A 24,291-nucleotide genomic window follows, 5' to 3' on the forward strand; every position below is an offset into this window, starting at 1 on the left:
CCGGCCGGCCGTCCCGCTGTGGACCGGCCGGCTACAGGCCGTCCCGCTGTGGACCGTCCTTCCGGAGACCGTCCTCCTGTGGACCGTCCTCCCGTGGACCGGCGCGCTGCGGAGGCTCCGCGACGCGAGCCGGTCCGCCGCCGGATCGAGGAGCCGGGACACCAGCAGGTCATCCCGCCTGCCGCCCCGGGCATGCCGCCCACAGCGCCTCAGGCTGCCGCGACCGCGCCGCCAGCGGCACCTCGCCGCCGGCCCGAGCCGCCCGTGCCTCCTGTCGTGCAGGCTCCATCCACTGTGCCCCCGCGCGCCCCGGAGCCTCGCCCGCAGCCGGCGCCACCCGCTCCGCCCGTTGTTCCACCCACGCCGCCCACCCCGCGCCCACCGGACTCCGACCCGCTCGCCCAGCACGTAGACGAGCTGTTCTCGGCCGCCGTCGAGGCAGTACGGGCACCGGCGGAGACTGGTGAGCAGCTCGCGCCGAAGGTCACCGGCCGGGCCAGCGCCCCGCCCGGCTCCCGCCCCGACCGGGACAACCGGCCCACGGAGGACATCCGCATCGGACGGCGGCCCCAGCCGGTCGTGCCCGAGCCGGTGCGCGCCGACCCGAAGCCCCGCCGTGTCCCGAGCAGGGCACTCCAGCCGATCCGCGACGGCGTGCCGAAGCGGCAGCTCCCCAGGTTCCGTGACCGCGACCCGGTCGCCGACATGGCGATCACCGAGGTCGCCGGGCACCTGACGTTCACGCCGAACACGATCACCGCGTGGTACTGGCTGCCGGAGGTCCGCTGGGCCTTCCGGCCGGACGCCGAGCGCGAGGCGCTGATCGTGGCGATCTCCGAGCAGTACGCCGGCCTGGCGGGCTTCCGCCTCCACCTGCGCCGGACGACCATGCCGTTCCCTGCCGACGAGTGGGCGCGCACAGTGGACGCCCACACGCCCCGGCCGCTCCCGCCGGTCCCCGGCGCGCCGAGCTGGGGTGACCACCTGGTCAACGCGCAGAAGCACCTGCTCCAGGTGAACCACGCCGAGGGGCAGACGTATCTCGGCATCACGTTCGCCCGCCGGACGCTCGGCGACTCGCTCAGCGAGAAGATCAGCCGGATGTTCGGCAAGGGCGTGACCGAGTCGGAGCGCAAGCGGACGGCGCGGCTCGTCGAGCAGTTCGACGAGGTGCTGGGCGCGTTCGGCATGCGCGGCCGCCGGGTCACCGTCAAGGAACTCGAGTGGCTGCTCTACCGCTCCGTCGCGCTGTGCATGTCACCGCCGCGCGAGATGTCCCCGGTCGGCTCCGGCGAGTGGGAGCGCGGGGACCTGCTGGCGATGACCGAGCACATCGAGCGGTACCGCACGCCGTACGGCTCCACCGTGAAGCTGGTCAACCGGCTGACCGGCGAGGAACGCCACGTGTGCGTGCTGACCGTGGGCCGGATGGAGCCGCTGGAGATCCCCGAGCGGCACGAGCCGTGGCTGCACTTCCACGAGCGGCTGCCGTACCCGATGGAGATCTCCAGCCGGGTCGACGCGCTCGGCCAGAACGACACTTTCAAGAACCTTGAGCACCGGCTGCGCATGATCCGCTCCCAGCAGCGCGACTACGCCGACCACGGCATCGACGCGCCGCCGGAGCTCGAACGCCTCGCCCAGCGGGCGCTCGGCATCGGTGACGAGGTCACCACCGGCCTGCCGATCGACGCTGCCCGCGTCCACGGCTGGCACCGGATCGCCGTCGGCGGCAACAGCCGCGAGGAGGCACTCGAACGCGCCCGCAAGCTCATCCAGATGTACTCCCGTGAGCTGCGCGTGTCCCTCCAGCACCCGAAGAACCAGGACTGGCTGGCCCGCGAGTTCATCCCGGGTGAGCCGATCGCCAACTCCGGGTACGTGCGCCGGATGCCGGTCAAGCTCTTCGCCGCCGCGCTCCCGCAGGCCGCGTCCACCGTGGGCGACCGGCGCGGTGACCTGATCGGCCGCACCGCTGGTACGTGCCGCCGGCCGGTGTTCCTCGACGTGCACTTCCCGACCGAGGTACGTGAGCGCTCCGGGCTGGCCGTGTTCGTCGCCGAGCCCGGCGGTGGCAAGTCGACCCTGATGGGTGCCCTCGGCTACCTGGCCTCCCGGCGTGGCGTCCAGGTGACGATGCTCGACCCGTCGGGGCCGCTCGGCCGGCTGTGCGAGATGCCGGAACTCAAGCCGTACTCCCGCGTGCTGAACCTGACCGGCTCCGGTCACGGGACCCTCGCGCCGTACGCGCTGATCCCCACTCCACAGCGCACCCACTTCGCCGTCGGGTCCGAAGGGGACCGCGAGTTCCAGATCGCGCTCGGCAACGCCCGCGCCGAACGCCGGATGCTCGTCCAGGACATCTGCTCGATGCTCGTCCCGCCGCAGGTGGCCCGCGAGTCCCGCACGGCCACGCTGCTCAGGCACGCCGTCCGCAAGGTACCGGCTGAGGAGACAGCGACCCTCGACGACATCGTCAAGGCGCTCCAGGACGGCGACGACCACTCGCGTGAGCTGGGCAATCTGCTGCTTGACACGGCGGAGATGCCCCTGGCGCTGCTGTTCTTCGGCCGTCCGCCGGAGGGCGCCCTCGGCGACGACAAGACGCTCACCGTGATCACGATGGCGGGCCTGCGCCTGCCAGACCTCAAGATCGAGCGTGAGTACTGGTCGGCGGAGGAGCAGCTCGCCCTGCCGATGCTCCACACGGCACACCGGCTGGCCGTGCGGCGCTGCTACTCCGGGGACATGCACCGGCGCAAGCTCGTCGGCCTGGACGAGGCCCACTTCATGGAGGGCTGGCGGTCCGGCCGGTCCTTCCTGGTCCGGCTCGCCCGCGACTCCCGAAAGTGGAACCTGGCAGCTTTGGTCGCCTCCCAGAACCCGAAAGACATTCTCGGACTCGACGTGCAAAACCTCGTGTCCACTGTGTTCGTGGGACGGATCGCCGAGGACTCCGAGATCGCGGAGGAGGCGCTGCGCCTGCTCAGAGTGCCGCGCGGGGTCGGATATGAGCAGACCTTGGCGACACTCTCCCAAGTTGAGGCATCATCACAGGATCGGCTCGGATTCCGGGAGTTCGTGATGCGCGACGTGGATGGGCGGGTGCAGAAGGTGCGAGTGGACATCTCCTACGTGCCAGGCTTGCTGGACTTCCTGGACACCACGCCGATGACGGCTGCGGAGGCTACTGCACAGGAGAGTCAGTAGTGTCCGGCCATCGTCGCTGGGCAGCCATTCTTCTCACCGCACTCGTCACGGGCCTGATGCTCGTCGTACCGGTCGCTCCGGCCGGTGCGGCTGCCCCGTGCAGCCTGGAGGAATGGCGGGAGCCCGGCAAGCTCACCGAGTGCGTCGACCGGCTGCAGAAGGTCAGCTCGGCGCGCGCCCAGTGCCTCAAGGCCCCGACGCCGAGCGCGCCGGACTCCGGGATGGCCGGCTGGTTCGCCTCCCGCCCCGAGTCCTCCCGCAAGCCCGGCGTGACCGGCATGTACTCCAAGTACGGCTACGCCGGGTACGACTTCACCACCTACGACATCGACTGCGTGCAGACCACGATGCACCCGTCGTACAAGTTCGAGAACACGATCGCCAACGGCGAGTTCATGCTCGCCACCGGGATCGTCGGCGCGGCCAACGCGCTGCGCGAGCGCGCCTGGCAGCCCAAGGAGCTGTGGGGCTGGGCTGACCCGCTGGTGGAGAAGGCCACCAAGGCGGTGTACACCAAGGTCTTCACGGTCTTCGGCGCGCTGACCCTGGCGGTCGTCGGCCTCTACCTGCTGTGGCGCTCCCGCCAGTCGGACATGTCGGCGACGATGACCACGGCTGGCTGGGCGCTGTTCGTGCTGGTGATCGTGACAGCTCTGGCCACCTGGCCCACCAAGGCCGCAGGCCTGGCCGACGCCACCCTGACCGGCGGCCTGTCCGCCGTGCACGGCGCGGTCGGCCCGTCGGTGAAGGACATCCCGCCGGAGAAGTGCCCGCAGCCCAATCCTGCCGCGTGCAAGGACAACCGGCCGCCGGCCGTTCGCGCCGGCGACAGCGCCGTGGATACGTTGCTGTACAAGAACTGGCTGCGTGGCACGCTCGGCAGCGCGGACAGTGTGACGGCGCAGAAGTACGGCATGGCGCTCTACGACGCCAAGTCCTTCTCCTGGGACGAGGCCGAGCTGATGCGCAAGGAGCCGGTCCAGCGGCAGATCATCATCACCAAGAAGGCCGACGAGTGGCAGCGGGTCGCTGAGCAGATCAAGTCGGAGGACCCGGAGGCCTACGAGTACCTCCAGGGCATGCGCGGCACCGACCGGATCGGGGCCGGCTTCATCGCGATCCTCGCCTCCCTCGCGTACGCGTTCTTCGACATCACGGCCTCGGTGCTCGTGCTGCTCGGTTTCGTGCTGTTCCGCTGGGCGGTGATCGCGGCGCCCGTCATCGGTACGCTCGCGCTGCTCCGGCCAGCGAGCGCCGGTTTCCGCCGGCTGATGAACGCGGTGGTCGCAGCCGTGTTCAACATCCTCATCTTCGGTACCGGGGCGGCGATCTACCTCTTCGCCGTCGACCAGATCATGGGTACCGCTGCCCTGCCTGGCTGGCTGCAGGTGGTGCTGATCTGGCTGTGTGGCGTGGTCGGCTGGATGCTCCTGCGCCCGTACCGGCGGATCACCCAGATGGCTGGCAAGGAGTCGGGTGCCGCGGCCCCCGGCGCGAGCTGGCGGGAGCGCTTCTTCGCCGACCTGCGCTCGGCTGCGGTCGCCTCGAAGGCCTCCACGGAGCCGGAGCAGAAGGCCGCCGACCAGACCAGCACCACGAGCTCGCCGCGCGCGGAGTCCAGGGTGGAGGAGGCCCCGGCCCGCGCCGAGACGACATCCAGGCCCGAGTCGACATCCGCCCCGTCCTCGACACCACGCGAGGCTCCGGTACGGGAGGCCAGGCCGGCTCCGTCCGCCCCGCGTTCCCAGGCGGACACCTGGGGTGGCGAGGTGTACCGCCCAGCGGAGTCCCGAGCGGAGGAACGGGTGTAGCCGATGCGCTGGCTGTCCTATCTGGGTGCCCGGTACGGGATCGCACTCGGCCTCGCCCTGCTCATCGCCGGTCTGGTACTCACGGTCCGGCTCGCGGGGCCCGCGCCGGGCGGCGAGCCCGTCATGCCGGGCGGCACCGGTACCCAGGCTGTACCGGCCACGCAGGAGCACGCCGACGAGGGCCATGACCTGGAGCCCAGCCGGGCGCCGGCCAGCCCGTCGACGGGTGCGGGCTTCGCCCCGCCCGACGTCGTCGCGAAGACGTTCACGTCAGCGTGGCTCCGGCACACGGGTGTGTCGGGGGAGCAGTGGCTGACGGGCCTCAAGCCGTACGCGACCGCCGCGCTGCTCGACAAGCTCAAGGGGGTCGACCCGGCCGGCGTGCCGGCTGAGCGGATCACCGGCGACCCGGTACCGGGTGCGTTCGCCGGCCAGGCATTCGTGGAGTACCGGCTGCCGGTGGATTCTGGCACGCTGACCCTCCGTCTCATCGCCCAGAATGGACAGTGGCGGGTGGACACCATCGACTGGGAGCGCCGAAGGTGAGAAAGAAGGTGATCATTCCGGCGGTGATGGCCGGTGTGCTCGCCTTGCTGTGCTGCGCCGGTGGGATCACCGCTGCCCTGCTCGGCGGGCTCAACCCGCAGGAGGAGCAGCCTGGCCTGAATCTCGCGGCGTGCGGCTCCGGTTCCACGATCGATCTGCAGAAGCTCCCGAAGCTGTCCGAGATGACGCCGGAGCAGATGCGCAACGCCGCGCTCATCGTCCAGGAGGGCCAGCGGCTGACCGTGCCGCCCCGGGGCTGGGTGATCGCGATCGGCACGGCGCTCCAGGAGTCCAACCTGCGGAATCTGGCGAACAGCAACGTGCCGCGTTCCCTGAACATCCCGCACGAGGGTGTCGGCCGCGACCACGACAGCGTCGGCCTGTTCCAGCAGCGTCCGCTGCCGCCGGACGGCGCGGGTGGCTGGGGCACGGTCGAGGAGCTGATGACCCCGGCGACGAGCGCGAAAAAGTTCTACGACAAGCTGCGGACCATCCAGGGCTGGGAGCTGATGCGGCTCACGGACGCAGCCCAGCGCGTGCAGGTCAGTGCTTTTCCCGAGGCGTACCAGAAGTGGGAGCCGATCGCCGCGACCATCGTCGACGCGCTGACCGGCGGCGGGGCCCGCGCGATCGCCGTGTCCAAGCCCGACGAGCTCCGGTGTGCCCCGCCCGGCCAGGTGACGGCCGGCGGCTGGGCCGCCCCGGTCACGCACGAGGTGACCAGCTCGTTCGGCCCGAGGTCCGGCGGGTACCACTACGGCGTCGACCTCGGCTCCCCGCGCAACTCGGTGATCCGGGCCGCCTCGTCCGGCACGGTGATCACCGCGGAGTGCAACGCGCACGTGGGCGGCGACTACTGGGGCTGCGACCGGGACGGCGGCGTCTGGGTGAGCGGCTGCGGCTGGTACGTGGAGATCCGGCACGCGGAGAACATCGTCACCCGCTACTGCCACATGGTGACCCGGCCGAGCGTCCGCGTCGGTGACCTGGTCACGGTGGGCCAGCCGATCGGCATGATCGGCTCGTCGGGCAACTCTTCCGGCCCCCACCTGCACTACGAGGTGCACATGGACGGCGACCTGAGCAGCCGGGGCGCGGTCGACCCCGTGGTGTTCATGGCCGGCCGCGGCGCCCCGCTCGGCAACCCCGGCTAGCCTCCGGCAGCCACCGGTCCGGCTAAGAGGGCCTCACCAAGGATCTCTAAAACACGGCGACGGCTGCTGCTGGCCCCGTGATAATGGCCGGCGTGGATGAAGTCGAGGTTGTCGTCGCGCATTCCGAGCGAGCGACCCTGCGGGTCGGCGACGTGTTCCTGAAGGTCGACGCGGATCAGGCTCGCATGGATATCGAGGTCGCGGCGATGGCGATGGCGCCGGTCCCGACGCCGGAGATCCTGTGGCACAAGCCGCCGGCACTCGCGCTCGCTCCGCTCTCCGGTACAGCGCTCGGCCGCCTGGGCGAGCCGTCGACCGCGTCGCCAGCGGCGTGGGCCGCAGCGGGCGCCGCCTTGCGGAAGCTGCACGACGCGCCGCTGCCGCCCTGGCCCGGCAAGACCCGCGAGGAGATCACCGCGCGCCTCGATACCGAGTGCGCGTGGCTCATCGAGAACGCCGTCCTTCCCGCTGACCTGGTCACCCGCAACCGCGAGATCGCGGATGCCGCGCTCCGGCCGTGGATACCGGTGTTCACGCACGGCGACCTGCAGATCAGCCACGTCTTCACCGAAGGTGACGAGGTCACCGGGATACTCGACTGGTCGGAGGCCAGCCAGGGTGACGCCATGTCCGACATCGCCACCCTGACCCTCGGGCACGAGGACCGCCTGGCTGACCTCGTCTCCGGCTACGGAACCGGTGCCGACCTCGGCGTGGTCCGCGCGTGGTGGTCGCTGCGGAGCCTGCTGGCGAGCCGCTGGCTGATCGAGCACGGCTTCGATCCTGACTCGCCTGGCTGCGAGTTCGACGTGCTGCGATCCCGGATGTGAGCCCGCGCGTTCACCTCAGCCCGGTGTACCGGGCGGTCGCGTGGTTGATCCGCATGCCACAAGGCAACTGGCCGTCTCCGCCCACAATGGACTGGGACTCCGCCAGGAACCGCGAACGCAGCTCCGTCGTCTCCTCCTCGCCGAGGTCGGTCATCTCGTAGAGCGTGAACGCCATGACCTCCCAGACCCGCTCGGGCGTGCCACGCGGGTCGATGATGATCGGCTCCCAGCTGACTGGCTCGAATCCGTGCGGTACGAGGATCTCGTCGAGCCCTTCGCGGTTGCGGGCCCGGCGGTCACCGAGAGGCGGGGTCCGGGCGGCGTCAGGCTGGGCCCGGAAGTACGGCCGGGCCAGTTTCAGGAACAACTCGCGCGCCTCACCCTCGACGGCGCCACCACCCACGCCGACCGAGAACACGCCGCCGGGAACCAGTACCCGAGCCACCTCGGCCGCGACTTGCTCCACATCGGACATCAGCATGAAAGCCATGTGGGACACGACCGCGTCGTAGGCGTTGTCGCTGAAGGGTAGCTGCTGTGCGCGCCCGCACCGCAGATCCGCATCGGCGAGCGCGGGCCGTCGCCGGGCGAAGGCGAGTTCGCCCTCGGACAGGTCGATGCCAGCCAGGGTTTCGGCGCCGGCTTCCGCGAGGAGTTGCAGGAGCATGCCGTCGGCGCAGCCCAGGTCGAGAACTCTCCGCGCGCCGGCGACCCGGTCGGCGATGACCTGATAACTGGTACGCCCATCGGCGGTGAGCAGTTCCTCGCAGCCTTCGGACTGGCGGCCGGGGTTCTCGTTGTGATGCGTGCGCAGGAAGTCCTCGGCGGCCAGGGCTGCTGCTGTCGGCGGCGTCGTCATCCGGCCGACCCTACCGGCCGGACTCCGACGCGACCACTGTGGACATTGGATGGTCCGGCGTGCTCAGCTCGCGATGCCGAGGACCTGCCGGATGGTGTCCGGCTGGTTGAGCATGGCGAGCATGTGGTGCGCGACGTCGGCGCGCGGTACCGAGAACCCGCCTCGGATGTTGCGGTTCAACGCAGTCCGGTACCTGCCGGTCACAGGCCTGTCGGTGAGTTTCGGCGGGCGGGACACCGTCCAGTCGAGCCCGCTGTCGCGCAGGAGTTGCTCGGTGACGGCGAGGTCGGCGTAGTGCGGGCCGAACAGCGCCCGGGTCAGCGGAGTACCCAGATACCGCATCAGGAACCCGTCACCAGGATCGTGCCGGGGCGGCTCCACCTGACCGGGTACCGGCACGGGCCCGACCGGCGCAGCGCTGACGACGACGATCCGCCGGACGTCCTCGGCCAGCATCGCCTGGACGATCGCACGCGTACCACGGGACGTGATGCCAGCGTCCGCGCGCGGGTTCCGCGGGCCCAGCCCGGACAACACGGCGTCGGAGTCGCGTACCGCCGCGGCGAGAACCCCCGCGTCGGGCCGGTCGAGGTCTGCGGCGACCGCGCGAACCCCGTCCGGCAGGTCACGGGGCCGCCGGGCGACTGCGGTGACCTCGTGCCCGGCCGCTACCGCCTGCTCGACCAGGTGCCGTCCGATCCCGCCCGTAGCGGCAACGATCGTGAGCCTCATCGGTCCCCTCCTGCCGTGAAAGCAGAACGGTGATCCAGAGCCCAGGTGGCGTACGTGCGAGCCGGTCGCCCCAGCAACTCCCGGACCGTGCCCGTCGTCGGCCCGGCCTCGCGTGCGTAGTCGGCGAGCGAGCCGAGCAGCCGGTCGGGTACCTCGGCGGGCAGCCCGGCGGCCAGCATGCCCCGCCGGATCTCGTCCGGTGTGGACTCAGCGAACGACAACGGCCGCCCGAGCGCCGTACCGAGCGCGGCGACCTTCTCCGGCTGGCTCAGGGACTCCTCGCCCGTGAGCAGGTACACCTGGCCATTGTGGACGGAATCCGTCAGCGCCAGCGCAGCCACGGCGGCGATGTCGCGCTCGTCGATGGTGGACGTCCTCGCCTCCGGGTACGCCCCTCGGACCGTCCCGGTCAGCTGGATCTGGCGGGCCCAGGCGAGCGTGTTGGCGGCGAAGTCCGCGCAGCGCAGGATCGTCCAGTCCAGCCCGCTGCCCCTGGCGATGTCCTCGACAGCCTGGAACTGCTGCCGGAACCGGGGGAGCCCCGCCGGGTACTGCACCGTCAGCGCAGACAGGACGACAACCCGCTTCGCGCCCGCCCCGCGAGCGTGAGCCAGCAGGCCAGCGGCGTCCGCTCCGGCCGCGCGCGGGCTGAGCAGGATGGCTTCCACGCCGCTGAGAGCGCCGCCGAGCCCGGCGACCTCGCTGGGGTGAACGACCTGTGTGCCGGAGGGGAAGGCGGCGCGGGGATCGCGGGTGACCACGGTGACCTTCGCCCCGCTCTCCACCAGTAGCCGGACTGTTTCCCTGCCGACGGCGCCAGTGGCACCGGTTACCAGGATCATGACCCAACCCCTCTCGCTGTCGTATCGTATGAGAACCAAACTATCTGAGATTCGGAGTTCATACAATATGAGTGCCGTAACATCTGGAGGCCGAAGTGCCCGCAGGCAGCTGACCACCCAGATCAAGGACACGCTGCGGGACCTGCGCAACCAGCTGTCGACGCTCAACCGCCAGGTCGGAGTCCAGCTCGCCCTCAAGGACATCGACATGGACTGCCTCGACCTCATCAGCCGGCACGGGCCGCTGAGCCCGAGCGGGCTGGCCCGCCGGGCCGGGCTGCACCCGGCCACCATCACGGGCATCCTCGACCGGCTGGAACGGGCCGGCTGGGTCGCCAGGGAGCGGGACCCGGCCGACCGGCGCGCGGTCACCGTCCGGGCGCTGCCGGATCGGGGCAGGGAGGTGTACGTGCTGTTCGCCGGCATGAACACGGCGCTGGACCAGATCTGTGCCGGCTACGACGAGCAGCAGCTCGAGCTGCTCGCCGACTTCCTCAGCAAGGCCAACGACGCCGGACTCACCGCGACCCGCACCCTCGCGGACGGTTCCGGCACGTAGCCGTCATCCGGTCACGCGCAGGCGGCCACGCAGAACTCGTTGCCGTCCGGGTCGGCCAGCGCCACCCAGCCATCCCCGCACGGCGCGGTACCGGCGTGCGTGGCCCCGAGCGCGAGCAGCCGGCCGACCTCGGCCTGCTGGCCGCCGCCGTCCGCCGGTACGAGATCGAAGTGCACCCGGCCCTTGCCGGCCTTCGGCTCGACGGGCGGTCCGCCCCACGTGATCTTCGTGCCGCCGGCCGGCGACTGGATCGCGGTCTCCTCGTTCTCGTCCCAGACCAGCGGCCAGGCCAGCGCCTCGGCCCAGAAGTAGCCGACGGCCTGCGAACCATCGCAGGCCAGTGCACCGATGACACCGGTACCGGCGAGGAAGTTGTTGCCGGCCTCGATGACGCAGAACTCGTTACCCTCGGGGTCGGCCAGCACCACGTGACCCTCGTCCCCGGTCTGGCCGACGTCGGCGTGCCGCCCGCCGAGCCTGAGTGCCGTGGACACCGTCTGCTTCTGCCCCTCGGGCGACTCGCTCGTCAGGTCGAAGTGCATCCGGTTCTGGACGGTCTTCGGTTCCGCGGCTGGCACGAGCCGGATCCGGTATCCGCTGCCGGAGCCGGGCAGGAGCGCGACGCCGCCGTGCACCTCCTCAGCCAGCTCCCAGCCGAGGAGCCCGGCCCAGAACCGCCCTGCCCGTGCTGGTTCGGCCGCGTCGAAAGTGATCGCGAACAACTGGGAACCCATCCGCCTGCTCATCTCCGATCCGCGCCGAACGCGGATCTGTCGCCGTACGCGCAGCACTCTGCCGCCTGATGATCGGGAGCCTAGAGACGAGCAGGCGGCATCGCAGCCGACTTACCAGGGGATTCACCGGAAAGAGGGGCTGGAGAAGAACCTCAGCTATCCCCTCTGCTGTATCCAGCATATCGGCGTGTCAAGCAGATCAAATCGCCCTGGATGCTGATTTTGCGGCCCTGGCCAGCACCTACTCTCGACAAGCACGCGAAGAACCATGCTTTTCGAAGGAGCCACGTGTCCGAACTCGCTTCCGAGCTCGTATCCGAAACCGAACGTCAGATCGCCGTCGAGCAGCAGGTAGTCGACAAGGTCTACGACCGTCTGGAGGTCATGCGCGCACAGGCGAGGGAAGTGAAGCAGGAAGGGCACAGCCGGGGCATGTCCGGCCCGCCGACCGGGCTGGTCGAGCGGGACGTCCTGGTGCTGGGCGCAGCCGCCCGGATGTCCGACCTGGACGGCCAGGAGGACGGCATCGTCTTCGGCCGCCTAGACTTCGAGGACGGGTACACCTACCGGGTCGGCCGGCTCGGTGTCCGCGACGAGGACAAGGAACCGCTCGTCGTGGACTGGCGCGCCCCGGCGGCGGCGCCGTTCTACCGGGCGACCCCCGGCGAGGCGCTCGGCGTGGACCGGCGGCGCGTCATCACGTGCGAGGGCCCGAAGGTCGTGGGCCTCGACGACGAGGTGCTGTCCGGCAAGGACGTCGAGGGTGTGGTCGGCGAGGGCGCGCTGCTCCGGTCGATCACCAGGGAACGCGGCGAGCACATGCGCGACATCGTCACCACGATCCAGCGCGAGCAGGACGAGGCGATCCGGGCACCGGCGACCGGCGTCACGCTGATCTCCGGCGGTCCCGGTACCGGCAAGACGCAGGTCGCGCTGCACCGCGCCGCGTACCTGCTCTACACCGACCGGGGGAAGTTCTCCGACGGCCGGGTGCTCGTGGTCGGCCCGTCGACGGTGTTCACCGAGTACATCGGGAAGGTGCTGCCGGGGCTCGGCGAGGACAGTGTCCACCTGCGGGCGCTCGGTGAGCTGTTCGACGGGGTCGTCGCGACCCGCCGGGACTCCGCAGAGGTGGCCCGGGCCAAGGGCGACCTGACCATGGTCCGGGTACTGACGGACCTGGCCTGGGACACCCCGCCCGGCGCGCCGGACCGGCTCGGCCCGCTCACGGCCGACGTGCTGGCGAAGGCCCGCGCGGACATCCGGAAACAGTGCGAGGCGAAGGACATCAAGCCGAACGGTGCCCGCCCGGTGGCGGCCAGGGTGCTCACCGGGCTGCTGGACGGCCGGACGGTACCGGACGCCTTCCTCGACGTGTGGTGGCCGCCGCTGACCCCGCAGGACGTGCTGCCCGCGCAGGACGGGGAGTGGACTGTGGACGACGTGCCGCTGCTCGACGAGCTCGCCGAGATCCTCGGTACACCGGAACTGCCGAAGGCCCGTGTGCCGGAGTGGCAGCTGCGTGAGCTGGGGAGCGGCGCGCGGCTGGCCGAGACGTTCGTGATGAGCTGGAGCCTGAACAACGGCTGGCAGCTCTACGCGCCGGGCCTGGCCACGCCGATGGCGGCGACCGGCGACTCCCTCGAGGCCACCGACTACTGGGCGGCGCAGCGCTGGGCGGCCGCCGTCATCCTGCGCGAGGGGCACAAGGTCACCGGCTGGCGGGACGGCTTCGACCCGTACGGCGAGGAGGGGTACGTGCCGGTGCTGGCCGAGCCGCTGCCGGTCGCGGAGGCCGAGGAAGCGGCGCCGGACGTGTACCTGCACGTCATCCTCGACGAGGCCCAGGACCTGTCGCCGATGGAGTGCCGCATGATCGCCCGGCGGGCCGCCCACGCCTCCATGACGATCGTCGGCGACCTCGGCCAGGCCACCCACCCGCTGGCAGCCGGTACCTGGCCGGAACTCGTGCGGCGGCTGGGCAAGCGGAACCTGCGGATGCTCGACCTGCCGACCGGATACCGGGTGCCGCAGGTCATCGCCGACTTCGCCGCCCGCGCGCTGGCCGAGGGGATCGAGCCGACCCGGTCGTTCCGCCCCGGCGGCACGCTCACGATCCGCCAGGTCGAGGACCTGGCCGGGGCGATCGCTGACGAGAAGGGCGAGAAGGAGGCCGCGGTCATCGCGCCCGACCACCTGGCGGCGGCGCTGGGCGCGATCCCGGTCAGCCAGGTCAAGGGCCTGGAGTACGACCGGGTGGTACTGGTCGAGCCCGCCGACATCGTGGCGGCCGAGCCCCGTGGCATGAACCGGCTCTACGTCGCCCTGACCAGGGCCGTCGCCGAGCTGGTCGTGCTGCACACCAAGCCGCTGCCCGCCGCCCTCACCGAACCCGCCGCTTCATGAACACGCGGCCGGGCCGGGGAACACGACCCCGGCCCGGCCAGTACCTACGCTGGTGATCATGGACTTCATCGACGAGCACTCGATCCGCATCCCCGCGTCGCGCGAGCGCGTGTGGGCAGCCCTCAAGTCCTACACCGCCACGTCGCTCGGCGTCGGCGGGCCGGTCGCGAAGATCCTCGGTACGCAGCCACCTGCGGGCTTCGAGGTGGCCGCCAGCCGGCCGGGCGAGCACCTGGAGCTGGTCGGGCGGCACCGCTTCTCCCGGTACAGGCTGGTGTTTGGCCTGGCCGAGGAGGGTGACGGCGGCACACGGCTGAGTGCGAGCAGCTACGCGGACTTCCCTGGGCTGCGGGGCAGGGCCTACCGGGCGCTGGTCATCGGGTCGGGCGGGCACGTCCTGTTCACCCGGCACGTGATCCGGACGATCGGGAGCTTGGCCACGCGGAACCAGCCAGCCTGACCGCCTGATCGTTCACCCGGTCTGATCAGGGAGAACGCGCCTCGGACACCAGATACTGCCACTAGCGTGAACCGCATGGACATCAAGCTCTCGCACACGTTCCTGCCGGTCGACGACCCGGACAAGGCCGTCGAGTTCTACCGGGACGTCCTCGGCCTCGAGGTCCGCAACGATGTCGGCTACGAGAAGATGCGCTGGATCACGGTCGGCTCGCCGACCCAGCCCGAGGTCGACATCGTGCTCCAGCCGCCGGCCGCCAACCCGGCCATGTCCGAGCAGGACAAGGAGGCTATCGCCGACCTGATGGCCAAGGGCTTCTACGGCGCGGTCGTCTTCTGGACCGACAGCTGCGACGCGACCTTCGAGCACGTCTCCGCCGCAGGGGCCGACGTGCTCCAGGAGCCGACGGACCAGCCCTACGGCGTGCGGGACTGCGCCTTCCGCGATCCGGCCGGCAACATGGTCCGCTTCGCTGAGGCTAAGTCCTGAGGGTCCTCAGGTAGTGCAGCACGGCCGCCGTTGTTGGCGACAGGTCCACATTGGGCAGTTCGTCAGCTGGTACGAGGCGGGCCTGAGCGTCCTCCGGCACTCCGGCATCGATCTCGCCGGCGAAAGCGTGCAGCTCCACGGCCGGCGCGTCACCGGTCAGATCAGGTCGTAGGTCCTGCCACAGTGGACGCAGCTCGGCGCTGAGCCCTGTCTCCTCGGCCAGCTCGCGGACGGCGGCCTCGGCTGGCGTCTCACCCGCTTCGACATGGCCGCCGGGCAGGCCCCACTGGCCGGGCTCGGCGGCGGCGTCCTGCGCGCGGAGCCGGAGCAGCACCGAGCCATCCGGGCTGGTCAGGGCGACAACGGCGATCCTGGTCGGCAGCCCAGGCCGGTCCTCGCCGCCGCCTTCACCCATTCCACTGAGGACCCGATGCCGGAGCAGTGCGTACTGACCCCGGCACCGGCCGAGCGGCCCGGCAGGCCGATGCCGGACGACACCACCGGTCACGACCTCGCCGGGCCGGAACTGCCCGGCCGTCAGGTCCGCGTCCGTGCCGTCGGGCAGCCTGTTCCACCAGTGGAAACCGAGCCGCACGCCGTCCTGGTGGACCTCGCCGCACACCAGATCCCCGCCGAGCAGGTCCTGGACGACCAGCGCCGTGGGCCCGCACTGCCCGCGAGCCGGGTTGCCGGGGTGCCAGCTCGCCAGGTCGTGGGGGTCGCAGGTGTCTGGCCCCCAGGCGGAGAGGAAGAACGGCCGGAGTTCGTCCACGGTCAGCATGCCCAGCATCATGGCCCGGGGGTACGACAGTTCTACGAGGACGGCCGCGGAGCCCGCGACCACGCCACGCCGAAGGCCACCGTCGCCACGGTGAACAGCGCGATCGGCGGAGTCGGCAGGAGCCACACCGACACGGCCAGCACGACGGCGGACATGCCGAGCGCGAGGGCACACAACGACCGGTTCACCAGGGCCGGAGCCAGCCGGGCCATCCGCAGCAACAGCAACCCGCTGAAGACCAGCGCGACGCCCATCGCGAGCGACATGCCCTGGCTGATCTCGTCCATGCCGCGCTCGATCCCGCCGAACGCCAGGCGGTACTCGCGCATCGCCGCCGTGGCCCGGGCGATCTCCGGCGTCTCGGTGCGCAACTCCATCAGCGCGTCGAGCACGAGGTGCCCGGTACCGGTGGCGATCCAGGCCCAGGCGCCGACCCGGAAGGCCGTCAGCCGCTTCACGAGCCGGCCGCCCACTCGCGCCCGATCATGCGGAGCAGGGCCGGGTACACGCCGACGTACCGGAACGGCTTGATCGCCGTCATGTACAGCGAGCCGAGCAGCCCGTTCGGCTTCACCAGGACCGTCATCTGCGCCCGGTGGCACCCGGCGCCCGGGTCGGGTACCCACCCGAGGTGCATGACGGTGTGGACGGTCCGGTTGGCCATCTCGGCGGCCCACTCGTCGTGCGCCTGGTACACGGAACGGAAGGGCGCAGCCTGGAGGTCCGGCCCGCGATCACCGGCGCGGAGGTCCTCGGGCAGCCGGTCGCGGAGGCTCGGTACCCGGCCGCCGAAGCCGTCGCCGGGCCTGTCCCAGCCGAGCAGCTTCCCGAGCTTCCACCGGATCGCGAACAGCACCTTGGCGACCGGCGCGTCGATCGGCGAGTTCCTGCCGCCGCCGTCCCCGCTCGCGAACTGCCGTACCAGCCGGGCCAGGTCGTCCGGCCCGCCCGGCGTCGGCAGCGCCCAGACGTCCTCGACGGTGAAGTCCGGTGCGATCTCGTGGATCCGCCATGGCCTGCCGGTGTGGGCGGTACTGGGGAGTCTCATCTCGTGCCCCGATCTATACGATGGCGTATGGATTGAGGCTAGCCCGATGTATACGGTGCTGTATAGATCGGGGAGGACGTGAGGGGAGACACACATGGCCCTGCCCCGTACGCCGCGCGGCGCATGGATAGAGGAAGGGCTGCGGGCCCTGGCGGCCGGCGGGCCGGAGGCGGTGCGGATCGAGCCCCTCGCCCAGGCGCTCGGCGTCACCAAGGGCGGCTTCTACGGCTACTTCGCCAACCGTGACGCCCTGCTGGCCGAGATGCTCGACGCCTGGGCGCACGGCGTGTCCCAGTCGGTCATCGAGCAGGTGGAGCAGGGTGGGGGAGACGGCAGGGCGAAGCTGACCCGGCTGTTCACGATCGTCGCCGAGTCCACGGACGCCGTGGTGCGCGGCATCGCCGTCGACCTCGCGATCCGCGACTGGGCACGCAGGGACCCGGCTGTCGCCGACCGGCTCCGGCAGGTCGACAACCTGCGCATGGACTACCTGCGGACACTGTTCTCGTCGTTCTGCCCCGATCCCGCCGACGTCGAGGTCCGGTGCATGCTGACCTTCTCAGTACGGATCGGGACACACCTGATCGGCGTCGACCACGGCGCCTACAGCCGGGAGGACGTGATGGGACTGGTCACGAAGGAACTGCTCAGGTGACGGCCGAGACCTGGCGGCAGGCCACGGAACGGGCACTGTACGGGCCGGGCGGCTTCTTCATCCGCAACGCACCGGCCAGCCAGTTCCGGACCAGCGTGCACGCCTCGCCGCTCTTCGCCGGAGCGCTCGCCAGGCTGGCCCGGCAGGTACACGACGCGCTCGGCCGTCCACAGCGGATGGACATCGTGGATGTCGGAGCCGGGCGGGGCGAGCTGCTGACCGCGCTCGGCCGGGAACTCGCCGACATCGCCCCGGCCCTCACCGCCGTCGAGCTGGCACCCCGCCCCGGCGGGCTGCCCGAGGACATCGCCTGGCGCCGCGACGTACCCGAGGCGACGACCGGGCTGCTCATCGCGACCGAATGGCTCGACAACGTGCCCGTCGACGTCGTCCGCCGCGACGAGGACGGGCTGATCCGGCTGGTCCGCACCGACGGGACGCTCGGCGAGCCCGCCGGGGCAGAGGACCTGGCCTGGCTGGCCGAGTGGTGGCCGGACTTTGCCGAAGCCGAGCCCGGCTGGCCGCGGGATCGCGCCTGGCGGAGAGCCACCGAGGGGCACACCGGCCTGGCGCTCGCCGTGGACTACGGGCACACGCTGGCGGATCGGCCGGTGGGCGGGTCGCTCACCGGGTACAGGGAAGGATTGCAGGTCGATCCGCGGCCGGACGGAAGCACGGACATCACCGCGCACGTGGCCATGGACTCCCTCGGACCCGGACTGCTGCTCACCCAGCGGGACGCGCTGCTGAAACTGGGGGTGACCGGCCAGCGCCCGCCGCTGTCCGAAGCGAGCACCGATCCCCGCGGCTACCTGGCCAAACTCGCCGCGGCCGGCCAGGCGGCGGAGCTGTGCGACCCCGCCGGGCTCGGCAGGCACTGGTGGTTGCTCCAAAGCAGGGGCCTGGACATGGGACGATGCTGGCGTGACTGAGTTGACGGTAGGTGTCGGTGCCGGGCTGGAGACGGCCGACATGGTGCTGAACATCGGCCCCCAGCACCCCTCGACCCACGGTGTGCTCCGGCTGAAACTGACCGTGGACGGCGAGCGGGTGACCGCCTGCGAGCCGATCATCGGCTACATGCACCGGGGCGCCGAGAAGCTGTTCGAGGTGCGCGACTACCGGCAGATCCTCGTGCTGGCCAACCGGCACGACTGGCTGAGCGCCTTCGCCAACGAGCTGGGCGTGGCGCTGGCCGTCGAGCGGCTGATGGGCATCGAGGTCCCCGAGCGGGCGACCTGGCTGCGCACCGGCATGGCCGAGCTGAACCGGGTGCTCAACCACCTGATGTTCCTCGGCTCCTACCCGCTGGAGATCGGCGCGATCACCCCGGTCTTCTACGCCTTCCGGGAACGCGAGAAGCTCCAGGCCGTCATGGAGGAGGCAGCCGGCGGCCGGATGCACTTCATGTTCAACCGGGTCGGCGGAATCAAGGAGGAAGTACCGGCGGGCTGGACGCGCCGGGCACTCGAGACGATCGCCGAAGTCCGGGCGGGCATGAAGGACATCGCCCAGCTCATCCGGCACAACGACATCTTCCTCGCCCGGACGAAGGGCATCGGCGTGCTGACGGCGGAGGCCGCGGCGGGGTACGGGGCCTCGGGGCCGGTCGCGCGGGCCAGCGGCCTCGACTTCGACCTGCGGCGCGACGAGCCGTACCTGGCGTACGGCGAGCTGGACGTCCCTGTCGTCACGCGGACGGCCGGCGACTGCCACGCCCGGTTCGAGTGCCTGCTGGAGCAGGTGTACGTCTCGCTCGACCTCGCGGAACAGTGCCTGTCCAAGGTGGACACCCTGACCGGCCCGGTCAACACCCGGCTGCCCAAGGTCGTCAAGGCACCGGAGGGCCACACGTACGCGTGGACGGAGAGCCCCCTCGGCGTCAACGGCTACTACCTGGTGTCCCGGGGCGAGAAGACGCCGTGGCGGCTCAAGCTGCGCACCGCCTCGTACGCGAACGTCCAGGCGCTGTCGACCCTGCTGCCCGGCTGCCTGATCGCCGACCTGGTGGCCATCCTCGGCTCGATGTTCTTCGTGGTCGGCGACATCGACAAATGACGGAGCCTGGCGACCTCGCGGAGCTGCTGACCTTCCTGCGCCGGCTCGGCGTCGCCATGTGCGACGCCGGTGACCCGGTCAACCAGACCACGGAACGCCTCCAGCGGATCGCCGACGCCTACGGCGCCGACCAGGTCCGGCTGTTCGTGCTCCCCACCGGCGTCTTCGTCCGGGTGGGCGGGCCGAGCGGCAGCGCCGACTTCTCCGAGGCCACCGGCAGCGGGCTGCGTCTCGACCAGATCACCAGGCTGTACGAGCTGATCGCCGACGCCACGGTCGCCAGGGTCACCCCGGCGGAGGGTCTGGCCCGGCTCGACGAGATCCGCGAGGCCCCGCCGAGGTTCGGCACGTGGACCACACTGCTCGGCCACGTGTTCTTCACCGTCGGCGTCGGGCTGCTCGTCGAGCCGACCCTGCGGGCTGTCGGTGCCTTCGTCGTCCTCGGCTTCGGCGTCGGCCTCCTCGGCCTGCTGGCCCGGCGCAGCCGCTCACTGTCCCTCGCGCTGCCCGTGCTGGCGAGCATGCTGGTGACCGCCATCGCGTACCAGGTGGCGGGCCCCTGGCTCAACGACACAGCCCTGCGGATCCTCATACCACCGCTCGTCTCCTTCCTGCCCGGCGCGACCCTGACGATGGCGACCGTCGAGCTGGCCACCGGCGCGATGATCTCCGGCTCGGCCCGGCTCGTGTACGGGGTCAGCCGGCTGCTGCTGCTCGCCTTCGGGATCGCCGCCGGTACCCAGCTCGCCGGTGCCCACGAGGCTGACGTCACCAAGATCGCACCGCTCGGCGCGTGGGCGCCCTGGCTGGGCGTCGCGATCTTCGGGCTCGGCGTGTACTTCTACTTCTCCGCGCCCACCCGGTCACTGCTCTGGCTGACCCTGATGCTGTACGTGGCCTACGCCGGCCAGTACTTCGGCACGCTCCTGATCGGCGCGCGGTTCAGCGGCTTCGTCGGTGCCCTCGTGATGACCGTGGCCGCCTACTGGCTCCAGCGCCTGCCGTCGGCCCCACCGGCCCAGGTGCTCTTCCTGCCCGCCTTCTGGCTGCTCGTACCGGGCGCCCTCGGGCTGCTCAGCCTCACAGAACTCGCCACGGACGTGCCGATCGGCGCGCGGGACGCGATCGGCGCGCTGCTGACCCTCGTCTCGATCGCGCTGGGCATGCTGGTCGGCTCCAGCCTCGGCCGCTACTCCTTCAAGGACCTGATGGAGGTCGTCCCCTACCGCGCGGCCCGCCGCCGCTGAACCTCCGGCCCGCGCTGCTCGCTGTGTACGGCCTGCCTAGCGCCAGCGTTCGTCCCGGGAGCGTTCCTCGCGCGGCCGGTAGCCGGTGTCTTCCTCGTACGTGTACTCCCGGGGCGGCGTCCACCCCGACAGCGTGCGCTCGTCCTCGTCCTCGGCGCCCCGCCACGACGAGCTCTCGCCCCGTCGCGGCGCGTTGTTCTCCCCGTCGCGCCATGACGACTCGATCGCCTCGCGCTGCTGGCGGCGCCCGGAACGCGGCGCGGACGGTTCCTGCCGCACGGAGGCCCACCGGTCGGAGGCCCGGAACTCCTGCCCGTACTCACCCGAGCGGATCTCTGCCCGCCGCTCGCCCATCCGCAGCTCGTCGCCGTGCTGGTCGGAGCGCATCTCGGCCCACGCCTCCCCGGCCGACCGGGCGGTGCCCGGCTCGTCCAGCTCGGGGTCGGGTGACCGCAGGTCGGCCCACGGATCCTTGCTCCGCGGCCCGGTACGCATGTCGGAGAAGCTGGGTGCCTCCTCGGACTCGGCCCGGCGCGCGGCCCGGCGGCCGTCACCACGCGGACCGAGATCACGCGGGTCGGGCTCGCGGGACACCTGCGGCTCGTCGCGCCACCGCTCGCCGCGCGGCACGTCCCTGGCCGGCATCTGCTGAGGCTGCTGCCAGCTTCTCGGCTGCTGGGGCTGCGGCTCGGGCTCGGGGTCCGGCTCGCGGCGCGCCCTGCGCGGGGCGTCCTCCACCGGCTCCGGCGCTGCCCGGCGGCCGTAGGACACCGGCTCGGGCTCGTACTGCCGCTGCTCGTGCTGCTGCCCCCGTGCGATCACGGGCGGCGTGCCGAGCACAGCGGACGGCTCGATCCGGCTGGTCTCGATGGCCGGGCGGGAGTCGTACTCGCGCGGCCGGGCCGTCGCCCGTGCGACCACGGGCGCTGGGGCCGGTGGCGGAACGGGGGCCGGTGCCTCCTGCGGGTACGCGGCGGCACGGCCACGCCCCGGCTCACCAGGGTGAGCGTGGTCGGCGGTGAGCGTGGTCTGCCGCGTCGTCACCTGCACGGTCTCGGTGTGGTGCACGACGCCGGGGCCGCCAGCGGGCACCGAGGCCGTCGCTGTGACCGGTGCCGCGCCCACCGGCCGCCGCTCGCGGAGCGAGTCGACCTCGTTGCGCAGGCTCTGTACCTCGCGGAGCAGCGCGGCATGGGTGGCCTTCGCCGCGGTACGGATGTCGTCGCGGACGTCCTCGCGGAGCAGCTCCAGCTCCTCGGCGAGGGTCGCTTCCATTTCCGCACTCATAGCAGTGCTCTCGCGACGGAGCGTAATAGAAAGTCCAATGAGCACGATGGAGGCGATCGCGAGTGCAGCGGCAACGCGCAGTGGGCCCCCATCCTGGCCGAGCAGCAGCAGTGCGGCTGCGACTGGAGCCAGGCCCACCCCGATCCAGAACAGGATCGTTGGCAGACCGCCGCCCCGACGTCCCTCTGCGGAGTCCGAGGCCGGCATGGTTGCAGACAGTACCGAGTGTTTCAGCTTTGCGAAATAGGGAGGCGCCACAGAATCCCACTTTCCCCCTGAGCCTGTCCCGGGCGGTTTTCCTCCCTTTCCCAGGTGTCCGAGTGTTTCCTCAGTCTCCGAACCTTTCGGAGTTCACGAACCCTTCAGAGTTCGCGAACCTTTCCCAAGCCTTTCCCGGTGCCGGCGCCAGTGCCGATGCCGGTGCCTTTCACCGGATGCGCCGGATGCGGCCCTTTCCTGGCGGACCGGCCCTTTCCTGAGCCCACCCGGTCGTGTCCCGAACCTCACCCCGGTCCATGTTTCCCTGGTGCGACACGGGTAACGAACTTCCCCAGGGACAACGAGCGAGAGAGCTTCGGGTACTGGCTACGCTCGGTGAGTGCCCCGCACACTCTTCGGCCTGCCCCTGCGCAGCGTGCTGTTCGACAGCGCGCTGCTGTTCGGCTTGTTCCTGCTCACGGTGCTCAGCGCGCTGCCGGAGGGTGGTGGCGGCGCCGACTCGCTGGTCCTCGGCCTGCCGATGGTCGTGGCGCTCGCGTTCCGGCGGCACTACCCGACTCCGGCCTGCGCGGTGGTGGCCCTGCTCGCGCTGACGCAGACGTTGAGCGGGTTCCAGGTGATGCCGTACGACGTGGCGGTGCTGATCGCCGCCTACAGCGTCGTGAAGTACGCGAAACGCCTCATCGAGGGCATCTTCGCCGGCCTGGCCCTGCTGGTCGGGGTCGTCCTCGCCTCGCTGGAGAACGCGGACGCCAACTGGGAGACCGTCATGGCTTCCGGCGTCACGCTGATCTCGGTCTGCGCCGGCGTGTGGTTCGCCGGGCTCAACGCGCGTACCCGCCGCCTCTACGTCCGCAACCTCGAGGACAAGGCCAGCACGCTCGAGCGGGAGCGGGAGCACCTCGCCCGGATCGCGGTCGGCGAGGAGCGCAACCGGATCGCCCGCGAGCTGCACGACATCGTCGCGCACAGCCTCGCCGTGATGATCGTGCAGGCGGACGGCGCCCGGTACGTGCTCGACTCCTCGCCGGAGACGGCCCGCACGGCGCTCCAGACGATCGGTGACACGGGCAGGCAGTCGCTGGAGGAGATGCGGCGGCTGGTCAGCGTGCTCCGCGACAGCGGGCAGCCCGAGCGCAACGTGCCGGTGCTCGACCAGCTCGACGTCCTCATCGAGCGCTCGTTCGCCGCCGGGCTGGTCATCCAGCGCGTCGACCGTGGCCAGCCGCGCCCGCTGCCCCAGGCGCAGCAGCTCACGGCGTACCGGATCGTGCAGGAGGCGCTGACCAACTCGCTCAAGCACGCCGGCGCCGGTACCAACGTCTCTCTGACCCTCGAATGGCTGCCGTCCGCGCTGAACATCGCCGTCATCGACGACGGTGGCGGCAAGGTGGCCTCGCCGATCGGCTCCGGCGGGCACGGCCTGGTCGGCATGCGCGAGCGTGTGACGCTCTACGGCGGTGAGCTGATCGCCAAACCGCGCCTGGTCGGCGGGTTCGAGGTCATCGCTTCGTTACCCTTACCGGCATGACCATCCGGATCTTCCTCGTCGATGACCAGTCGCTCGTCCGGGCCGGATTCCGGATGGTGCTGGAGGCCCAGCCGGACATGACGGTGGTCGGCGAGGCTGGCGACGGGGCCGACGCGCTGCGCCAGCTCCGCGACACCGAGGCTGACCTGGTCGTGATGGACATCCGGATGCCGGTGCTCGACGGCGTGTCGGCGACGGAGCGGCTGACCGCGATCCCCGGCGGCCCGAAGGTCCTGGTCCTGACCACCTTCGACACGGACGAGGACGCCTTCGCGGCCCTCCGCGCCGGTGCCAGCGGCTTCCTCCTCAAGAGCGTCCCCCCGGAGGAGCTCCTGGCCGCGATCCGGGTCGTCGCTGCTGGTGAGGCCGTCGTCGCGCCGCGGGTCACCAAGGCGCTGCTGGACAGGTTCGCCGGGCAGCTCGGCCCGCAGTCGGCCAGCGCGTCCGACGCGCGCCTGAGCCTGCTCACCGACCGGGAGAGCGAGGTCATGCTCCTGGTCGCGCAGGGCCTGTCCAACGCGGAGATCGCCGAGCGGCTGTTCGTCGCGGAGGCCACGGTGAAGACCCACATCGGCCGCATCCTCACCAAGCTCGAACTGCGCGACCGGGTCCAGGCCGTCATCCTCGCCTACGAGTCCGGCCTGATCCGCCCAGCCGGCTGATGGTCGTTTGAACTTCTAAGGGCAAACCCATATCAGTTTTTACCCGGCAGCCGATCTCCCACCCCTCTTCCCGCCCACCCCTGCACGGACGCGGCGGAAACGGAGCCCCCGGCGTACATCTCAGGAGTGACGGCCGAGTGCCTGGTCGCGGGCACTCTCCGGGATAACCCT

At 71.0% G+C, this 24,291-nt stretch carries 23 protein-coding genes; 15 read left to right on the plus strand and 8 right to left on the minus strand.

Going from position 1 to position 24,291, the window contains the following annotated elements:
• Window positions 1-192: 192 nt before the first annotated feature.
• The 5 genes from A3G1_RS36830 to A3G1_RS0125455 all read left to right on the plus strand — a co-directional run bounded on the left by A3G1_RS36830 (window position 193) and on the right by A3G1_RS0125455 (window position 7,551).
• The gene (locus A3G1_RS36830; RefSeq protein ID WP_425411408.1) at window positions 193-3,210 is read left to right on the plus strand and encodes an ATP-binding protein; all 3,018 of its coding nucleotides are present in this window, start codon (window positions 193-195) and stop codon (window positions 3,208-3,210) included.
• 56 nt (window positions 3,211-3,266) lie between these two features.
• Complete coding sequence (locus A3G1_RS0125440) at window positions 3,267-5,021, plus strand: MFS transporter (protein WP_425411409.1); 1,755 nt, start codon at window positions 3,267-3,269, stop codon at window positions 5,019-5,021.
• 3 nt (window positions 5,022-5,024) lie between these two features.
• A complete protein-coding gene (locus A3G1_RS0125445; RefSeq protein WP_018352322.1) occupies window positions 5,025-5,567 on the plus strand; it encodes a hypothetical protein in 543 nt (180 codons plus the stop codon).
• Window positions 5,564-6,721, plus strand: coding sequence for a M23 family metallopeptidase (locus tag A3G1_RS0125450; RefSeq protein WP_018352323.1), 1,158 nt, complete (start codon window positions 5,564-5,566; stop codon window positions 6,719-6,721). The genes A3G1_RS0125445 and A3G1_RS0125450 overlap by 4 nt, the downstream gene beginning before the upstream one ends.
• An 83-nt stretch (window positions 6,722-6,804) precedes the next feature.
• Window positions 6,805-7,551, plus strand: a complete 747-nt coding sequence (locus A3G1_RS0125455) for a phosphotransferase family protein (protein WP_018352324.1) — start codon at window positions 6,805-6,807, stop codon at window positions 7,549-7,551.
• A 10-nt stretch (window positions 7,552-7,561) separates the two neighbouring features.
• Here A3G1_RS0125455 and A3G1_RS0125460 read toward each other — a convergent pair whose 3' ends face one another.
• The 3 genes from A3G1_RS0125460 to A3G1_RS0125470 form a co-directional block, all read right to left on the minus strand.
• A complete protein-coding gene (locus tag A3G1_RS0125460; RefSeq protein ID WP_018352325.1) occupies window positions 7,562-8,410 on the minus strand; it encodes a class I SAM-dependent methyltransferase in 849 nt (282 codons plus the stop codon).
• 63 nt (window positions 8,411-8,473) lie between these two features.
• On the minus strand, window positions 8,474-9,142 hold the full coding sequence (locus A3G1_RS0125465; protein ID WP_018352326.1) for an NAD(P)-dependent oxidoreductase: 669 nt from the start codon (window positions 9,140-9,142) through the stop codon (window positions 8,474-8,476).
• Entirely contained in the window at window positions 9,139-9,984 is an 846-nt protein-coding gene (locus A3G1_RS0125470) for an NAD(P)H-binding protein (RefSeq protein WP_018352327.1), read from the minus strand. Before A3G1_RS0125470 ends, A3G1_RS0125465 begins: the two co-directional genes overlap by 4 nt.
• Before the next feature lie 67 nt (window positions 9,985-10,051).
• Between A3G1_RS0125470 and A3G1_RS0125475 the strand changes: the two genes are divergently transcribed.
• Window positions 10,052-10,543, plus strand: coding sequence for a MarR family transcriptional regulator (locus tag A3G1_RS0125475; protein WP_018352328.1), 492 nt, complete (start codon window positions 10,052-10,054; stop codon window positions 10,541-10,543).
• Between the two features lie 11 nt (window positions 10,544-10,554).
• Here A3G1_RS0125475 and A3G1_RS0125480 read toward each other — a convergent pair whose 3' ends face one another.
• The gene (locus tag A3G1_RS0125480) at window positions 10,555-11,277 is read right to left on the minus strand and encodes a VOC family protein (protein ID WP_018352329.1); all 723 of its coding nucleotides are present in this window, start codon (window positions 11,275-11,277) and stop codon (window positions 10,555-10,557) included.
• A gap of 288 nt (window positions 11,278-11,565) precedes the next feature.
• On the opposite strand from A3G1_RS0125480, the gene A3G1_RS0125485 reads away from it, so the two are divergent.
• The 3 genes from A3G1_RS0125485 (at window position 11,566) to A3G1_RS0125495 (ending at window position 14,632) form a co-directional block, all read left to right on the plus strand.
• Window positions 11,566-13,683, plus strand: coding sequence for a HelD family protein (locus A3G1_RS0125485; protein WP_018352330.1), 2,118 nt, complete (start codon window positions 11,566-11,568; stop codon window positions 13,681-13,683).
• A 58-nt stretch (window positions 13,684-13,741) separates the two neighbouring features.
• A complete protein-coding gene (locus A3G1_RS0125490; RefSeq protein WP_040479768.1) occupies window positions 13,742-14,143 on the plus strand; it encodes a hypothetical protein in 402 nt (133 codons plus the stop codon).
• 75 nt (window positions 14,144-14,218) lie between these two features.
• Window positions 14,219-14,632: a VOC family protein gene (locus A3G1_RS0125495; RefSeq protein ID WP_018352332.1), complete on the plus strand. Its 414-nt coding sequence runs from the start codon at window positions 14,219-14,221 to the stop codon at window positions 14,630-14,632.
• Here A3G1_RS0125495 and A3G1_RS42140 read toward each other — a convergent pair.
• The 3 genes from A3G1_RS42140 to A3G1_RS0125510 are packed head-to-tail and all read right to left on the minus strand — an operon-like array spanning window position 14,622 to window position 16,461.
• Window positions 14,622-15,413 (minus strand): NUDIX hydrolase, encoded by a 792-nt coding sequence (locus A3G1_RS42140; protein ID WP_026212506.1) that lies wholly within the window; start codon window positions 15,411-15,413, stop codon window positions 14,622-14,624. The two genes, A3G1_RS0125495 and A3G1_RS42140, sit on opposite strands and share 11 nt — an antisense overlap.
• A 32-nt stretch (window positions 15,414-15,445) precedes the next feature.
• Window positions 15,446-15,871, minus strand: coding sequence for an LIC_13387 family protein (locus tag A3G1_RS0125505; protein ID WP_157641390.1), 426 nt, complete (start codon window positions 15,869-15,871; stop codon window positions 15,446-15,448).
• Window positions 15,868-16,461 carry a DUF2867 domain-containing protein gene (locus A3G1_RS0125510; protein WP_018352335.1) on the minus strand — a complete coding sequence of 198 codons (594 nt, stop codon included), beginning with the start codon at window positions 16,459-16,461 and terminating at the stop codon, window positions 15,868-15,870. Before A3G1_RS0125510 ends, A3G1_RS0125505 begins: the two co-directional genes overlap by 4 nt.
• A gap of 94 nt (window positions 16,462-16,555) precedes the next feature.
• Between A3G1_RS0125510 and A3G1_RS0125515 the strand changes: the two genes are divergently transcribed.
• Genes A3G1_RS0125515 through A3G1_RS0125530 form a run of 4 tightly spaced genes read left to right on the plus strand, consistent with a single transcriptional unit; the run spans window position 16,556 to window position 20,421 of the window.
• Window positions 16,556-17,116, plus strand: a complete 561-nt coding sequence (locus tag A3G1_RS0125515) for a TetR/AcrR family transcriptional regulator (RefSeq protein ID WP_018352336.1) — start codon at window positions 16,556-16,558, stop codon at window positions 17,114-17,116.
• Window positions 17,113-18,048, plus strand: coding sequence for an SAM-dependent methyltransferase (locus A3G1_RS0125520; protein WP_018352337.1), 936 nt, complete (start codon window positions 17,113-17,115; stop codon window positions 18,046-18,048). Before A3G1_RS0125515 ends, A3G1_RS0125520 begins: the two co-directional genes overlap by 4 nt.
• Before the next feature lie 40 nt (window positions 18,049-18,088).
• Window positions 18,089-19,174 (plus strand): NADH-quinone oxidoreductase subunit D, encoded by a 1,086-nt coding sequence (locus A3G1_RS0125525; RefSeq protein ID WP_018352338.1) that lies wholly within the window; start codon window positions 18,089-18,091, stop codon window positions 19,172-19,174.
• The gene (locus A3G1_RS0125530; protein ID WP_018352339.1) at window positions 19,171-20,421 is read left to right on the plus strand and encodes a threonine/serine exporter family protein; all 1,251 of its coding nucleotides are present in this window, start codon (window positions 19,171-19,173) and stop codon (window positions 20,419-20,421) included. Before A3G1_RS0125525 ends, A3G1_RS0125530 begins: the two co-directional genes overlap by 4 nt.
• A gap of 36 nt (window positions 20,422-20,457) precedes the next feature.
• Here the strand turns inward: A3G1_RS0125530 and A3G1_RS0125535 are convergent, their stop codons facing one another.
• A complete protein-coding gene (locus A3G1_RS0125535) occupies window positions 20,458-21,696 on the minus strand; it encodes a hypothetical protein (RefSeq protein ID WP_026212508.1) in 1,239 nt (412 codons plus the stop codon).
• 610 nt (window positions 21,697-22,306) lie between these two features.
• Here A3G1_RS0125535 and A3G1_RS0125540 point away from each other — a divergent pair.
• Window positions 22,307-23,458, plus strand: a complete 1,152-nt coding sequence (locus A3G1_RS0125540; RefSeq protein ID WP_018352340.1) for a sensor histidine kinase — start codon at window positions 22,307-22,309, stop codon at window positions 23,456-23,458.
• Complete coding sequence (locus A3G1_RS0125545; RefSeq protein WP_018352341.1) at window positions 23,455-24,120, plus strand: response regulator transcription factor; 666 nt, start codon at window positions 23,455-23,457, stop codon at window positions 24,118-24,120. Before A3G1_RS0125540 ends, A3G1_RS0125545 begins: the two co-directional genes overlap by 4 nt.
• The last annotated feature ends 171 nt before the right edge of the window (window positions 24,121-24,291 follow it).

It is taken from the genome of Longispora albida DSM 44784 (assembly GCF_000379825.1).
In the GTDB taxonomy this organism is placed as follows: Bacteria; Actinomycetota; Actinomycetes; order Mycobacteriales; family Micromonosporaceae; genus Longispora; species Longispora albida.